Source organism: Roseivivax isoporae LMG 25204 (assembly GCF_000521865.1).
In the GTDB taxonomy this organism is placed as follows: Bacteria; Pseudomonadota; Alphaproteobacteria; order Rhodobacterales; family Rhodobacteraceae; genus Roseivivax; species Roseivivax isoporae.
Genome location: NZ_JAME01000086.1, coordinates 1 through 4,463, shown reverse-complemented (window position 1 = coordinate 4,463; position 4,463 = coordinate 1). Strand labels below are relative to the sequence as shown.

2 tRNA genes and 2 rRNA genes are annotated in these 4,463 nt (G+C 58.5%); all 4 read right to left on the bottom strand.

Going from position 1 to position 4,463, the window contains the following annotated elements:
- A 23S ribosomal RNA gene (locus RISW2_RS22520) occupies window positions 1-1,786 on the bottom strand; the annotation flags it as partial.
- A 377-nt stretch (window positions 1,787-2,163) separates the two neighbouring features.
- A tRNA-Ala gene (locus RISW2_RS22515) sits at window positions 2,164-2,239 on the bottom strand.
- 25 nt (window positions 2,240-2,264) lie between these two features.
- Window positions 2,265-2,341: transfer RNA gene (locus RISW2_RS22510), tRNA-Ile, on the bottom strand.
- A 215-nt stretch (window positions 2,342-2,556) separates the two neighbouring features.
- A 16S ribosomal RNA gene (locus RISW2_RS22505) occupies window positions 2,557-4,018 on the bottom strand.
- Window positions 4,019-4,463: the final 445 nt, after the last annotated feature.

Below are 4,463 nucleotides of genomic sequence, written 5' to 3'. Positions count from 1 at the left end.
GCTGCTTCTAAGCCAACCTCCTGGTTGTTTTGGCCGTCTCACTTGCTTTCCCACTTAGCCATGAATTGGGGGCCTTAGCTGGAGGTCAGGGTTGTTTCCCTCTTCACGACGGACGTTAGCATCCGCCGTGTGTCTGCCATCTAGTACTCCCGGGTATTCGGAGTTTGGTTAGGATCAGTAAGCCTGTGGGGCCCCATTACCCATCCAGTGCTCTACCCCCCGGGGTATTCGGATGACGCTCTACCTAAATAGATTTCGCGGAGAACCAGCTATCTCCGAGTTTGATTGGCCTTTCACCCCTAGGCACAACTCATCCCGACCTTTTTCAACAGGTGTGGGTTCGGACCTCCAGTTAGTGTTACCTAACCTTCATCCTGGTCATGCCTAGATCACTCGGTTTCGGGTCTGATCCATCCAACTCGACGCCCTATTAAGACTCGCTTTCGCTGCGCCTACACCTAACGGCTTAAGCTTGCTGGATAGACCAAGTCGATGACCCATTATACAAAAGGTACGCCGTCACAAGACTGGACACTTATGACGATCTTCGCCCCGCGAAGACCGGAAGGCCCTCCCCGGCAGGGAGAGCCCCGTCTGACCCTATCGCAGCGGCACCGACACCCGTATCTGCACCGTCTCGATGCCCGGATTGTCGTCGTAGAGGCCGGCATTGGAGCGGTGGTCGTAGCTCAGCGCGTAGCGCCAGCCATTTGCCGCCTCGTAGCCCAGCTCGATCCCGGACCGGAATTCCACCGGGCCGCCGAGATCGAAGCCGTCGCCTTCCACGTAGAGGCCCGGCATCGCGTGCAGCTCGCCGTAGAACGGCGTGCGCCCGAACTGCCAGTCCCAGGTCACCCCTGCGCCGAGCCACGTGCCCACGCCGTCGCCGGCCGAGAGGCCGAGCGCGGTCCCGAAGGGACCGAAGCGTGTCCGCGGATCGTATCGCAGGTAGACCTCGGTGCCCTCGTCGGCGCGCCGCTCCACCACCGTGCCGGCCGAGAAGGCCAGGCGCGGGATGTCGTCGGTGCGCTCGAGGCACCCGCCTCCGCTGCCGCAATGCGTGAGCCCCATATCCGCGAGGCCCGCGATCAGCAGCAGCGCTGCAAAGGTTCCATCAGCCATCTTGTAAAGCCCTGTCACGTCGTTGCTCGGAGGCTGTATGCGCTCCGGGCCGCGACGATGGCAAGGCTCGATGGCCTCGGATCGTCATAAGAGTCCAGTCAAGCTCCGACTGTTTGTAGGCGCTCGGTTTCAGGTACTGTTTCACTCCCCTCGTCGGGGTGCTTTTCACCTTTCCCTCACGGTACTGGTTCGCTATCGGTCAGTAAGGAGTACTTAGCCTTCGGAGGTGGTCCTCCGATCTTCGGACAGGATTACACGTGTCCCGCCCTACTTGATACGTCCCGTCACGCTTCCCGTACGGGGCTGTCACCCGCTATGGCATACCTTTCCAGGTATTTCCGGTCACGTTCAGGGTTCGGCTGGTCCGCGTTCGCTCGCCACTACTAACGGAGTCTCTATTGATGTCCTTTCCTCCGGGTACTTAGATGTTTCAGTTCCCCGGGTTTGCTCTCAAAACCCTATGTATTCAGGTCTTGAGTACCTGTTCATGAAGGTTATTAGCCGCCGTGAAGCGGTAATAACCAACATTCAGGTGGGTTGCCCCATTCGGAGATCCGGGGATCGGTGCCAATTCTCGGCTCCCCCCGGCTTATCGCAGAGTATCACGTCCTTCATCGCCTCTTACTGCCAAGGCATCCACCAAACGCCCTTCTCGCGCTTGATCCGATCCGGAAAGAGACAGACATCTTCATGTCGCCGCGGGCCGCGCTGGTTCGTCGCCGCCCTTTCTCCCGGATCAGAAAGCATACTATCCCGCGCCCTTCAGTCTCCTGCGCGTTGCGCAGTCTGCTCAAGGGCACTTGGTTAGTGTACTTGACTTGGACAACGATTGCCCGTTTCGGTCCGGGATACGGGTATGGGCGCCTTACTCAGCAGACCCCCTGCCCGCCGCTCGCCAGAGGCGAGACCGGCCGAGATGTTCCGCACACTCGCGGACATCAGGCAATGTTGATTGTATCTCTCTTCACGATTTCAAGTGTCGTCCGATTGGACGGGCAAGCGCTGCGCACAGCGCTTGCCGATCCCATCGGATATGGCGGCTGGTGGAGCCTATCGGGATCGAACCGATGACCTCCTGAATGCAAATCAGGCGCTCTCCCAGCTGAGCTAAGGCCCCATGATGCCACGCGTGAGCGGGGCGATGGTGGGTCGAGGAGGACTTGAACCTCCGACCTCACGCTTATCAGGCGTGCGCTCTAACCACCTGAGCTACCGACCCTCATGCCGGCCGCATGAGCCGAGTGGCAGTGCCACGAGGTACGCCGGCGTGCGGATACGAGCGCGACCCTGGCGGATCGCAGGTGATTTCCCGCATCCTGCTCTTTTCCATAAGTCTGAAGAGATATGAGGACGGTCCGGTCCGATATGCTTCCGAAGAAGCTGCTAAGTGACCTTCGAGCATCGTCGTGACGATGCTGACCGGGTCATCCTTAGAAAGGAGGTGATCCAGCCGCAGGTTCCCCTACGGCTACCTTGTTACGACTTCACCCCAGTCGCTGATCTTACCGTGGCCGGCTGCCTCCCGAAGGTTAGCGCACCGTCGTCAGGTAAAACCAACTCCCATGGTGTGACGGGCGGTGTGTACAAGGCCCGGGAACGTATTCACCGCGTCATGCTGTTACGCGATTACTAGCGATTCCGACTTCATGCCCTCGAGTTGCAGAGGACAATCCGAACTGAGACGGCTTTTGGGGATTAACCCATTGTCACCGCCATTGTAGCACGTGTGTAGCCCAACCCGTAAGGGCCATGAGGACTTGACGTCATCCACACCTTCCTCCCGCTTATCACGGGCAGTTTCCCTAGAGTGCCCAGCCGAACTGCTGGCAACTAAGGATGTGGGTTGCGCTCGTTGCCGGACTTAACCGAACATCTCACGACACGAGCTGACGACAGCCATGCAGCACCTGTCACTCGGCCACCGAAGTGGAAACTCCGTCTCCGGAGCGGTCCGAGGATGTCAAGGGTTGGTAAGGTTCTGCGCGTTGCTTCGAATTAAACCACATGCTCCACCGCTTGTGCGGGCCCCCGTCAATTCCTTTGAGTTTTAACCTTGCGGCCGTACTCCCCAGGCGGAATGCTTAATCCGTTAGGTGTGTCACCGACACGCATGCGCGCCGACGACTGGCATTCATCGTTTACGGTGTGGACTACCAGGGTATCTAATCCTGTTTGCTCCCCACACTTTCGCACCTCAGCGTCAGTATCGAGCCAGTGAGCCGCCTTCGCCACTGGTGTTCCTCCGAATATCTACGAATTTCACCTCTACACTCGGAATTCCACTCACCTCTCTCGAACTCAAGACTGGGAGTTTTGGAGGCCGTTCCGAGGTTGAGCCCCGGGATTTCACCCCCAACTTTCCAATCCGCCTACGCGCGCTTTACGCCCAGTAATTCCGAACAACGCTAACCCCCTCCGTATTACCGCGGCTGCTGGCACGGAGTTAGCCGGGGTTTCTTTACCGGGTACTGTCATTATCATCCCCGGCGAAAGAGCTTTACGACCCTAAGGCCTTCATCACTCACGCGGCATGGCTAGATCAGGCTTGCGCCCATTGTCTAAGATTCCCCACTGCTGCCTCCCGTAGGAGTCTGGGCCGTGTCTCAGTCCCAGTGTGGCTGATCATCCTCTAAAACCAGCTACTGATCGTAGGCTTGGTAGGCCATTACCCCACCAACTACCTAATCAGACGCGGGCCGATCCTTCCCCGATAAATCTTTCCCCCGAAGGGCGTATGCGGTATTAAACCCCGTTTCCAGGGCCTATTCCGCAGGGAAGGGCACGTTCCCACGCGTTACTCACCCGTCCGCCGCTAAGCCCGAAGGCTTCGCTCGACTTGCATGTGTTAGGCCTGCCGCCAGCGTTCGTTCTGAGCCAGGATCAAACTCTCAAGTTGAAAGCCCCGAAGGACTATCCTTGACGTTCGAACCTCTGCACATCCTATCGGCCCGGCTAGGACCGATAGAGTCATCTGTCTGATGTGCTTCAGTCTCCAGAGGAAACCGAAGTCCATACAAGACAGTGAAGCTGACACTCACATCATCGGAACCGAAGTCCCTAGTGAGCCGACATACAGACGTCTGATCCATCGAAATGAACCGAAACCGCCCGCATATCTCTTCAGATACTCGCGATGTCAAAGAGCGTGAGAGACCAAAACCGAACGGTTGCGCCCTAACTTCACGGCGCGCCCGCCCGTCATGCCTCTCGATGTTCCGTCCGCCTCGTCTGCTGCACCGCATCGACTTCCGTCTCCGCGCCGCCGCCCCGTCTGGCGTCCCGTCCGCGCCTCAGCGCCGCCGGTGAGGGGCTATCTACGGATTACTCCAAATACCCGCAAG